This is a genomic window from Streptomyces coryli, from assembly GCF_011044975.1.
GTDB lineage: Bacteria > Actinomycetota > Actinomycetes > Streptomycetales > Streptomycetaceae > Streptomyces > Streptomyces coryli.
In genome coordinates, this window is the sequence record NZ_JAAKZV010000581.1 from 1 (window position 1) to 746 (window position 746).

Sequence of the window (746 nt, forward strand, 5' to 3'; positions counted from 1 at the left end):
GCCCCGGACCCGCCCCTTCCCGCAACCGGGGGGATGCCCCCGGGCCCCCTCGGGGCGGGTGGGCTGGCTGCGTTGATCTCGGTGCCGGTTGGGCCGCCGGGTGCAGCCCGCTCTCGGCGGGGGATCGGGCCTGCGGCTCGGCCGATGGTCGCCGTCGAACCCAGCAGCAAGTCCAAGCCGCGGGCCATCGCCATCGCTGCCGGGCCCGCCGGGGTTTGCTTCAGGTGGAGGTCGTAGGCCCAGACCGTGCCGGCCAATGCCGTCGCCACTGCCAATGGCTTACGGCCCGCCGCCGCTGCCAGCGACAGACCGACCGCCGTCAGGCCGGCGGCCGCTACCAGTGCCGCGCCCGGGCTGATGCGACCCGAAGGCAGCGGGCGGTGGGGACGCTCGATGGCGTCCACGTCGCGGTCGGCGTAGTCGTTCAGGGCCATGCCCGCCTCGTATAGGCAGAGGGAGGCGCCTGCAGCCAGCAACGTCCCGCGATTCGGCCTGCGGCCCGCCGCCGCGGCACCGGCGAGGGCGTCGCCGGGGACAGTGAACACCGCCGATATGCGCAGGAGTTCCGCCCAGGCTCGCAGCGCGCTGCCGCGCGGGACGTGCCCCTGCGTCGAGGCGGGATCAGGCTCGGGCTCCGACACCGAGGCACGCTCGGACGCAGGAGCCGGGGCAGGCGCAGGGTCAGGAATTGAGACGGGCTCGGCGGGCACAGGAGCCGTTCCGTCCGACTGACGCACCCCCCGCCC

1 protein-coding gene is annotated in these 746 nt (G+C 75.2%); it reads right to left on the bottom strand.

Features of this window, described 5'->3' with window-relative positions; genetic code table 11:
• Window positions 1-737 (bottom strand): UbiA family prenyltransferase (locus G5C51_RS42300; RefSeq protein WP_338118519.1); only part of this gene is annotated, 737 nt, incomplete at its 3' end.
• Window positions 738-746: the final 9 nt, after the last annotated feature.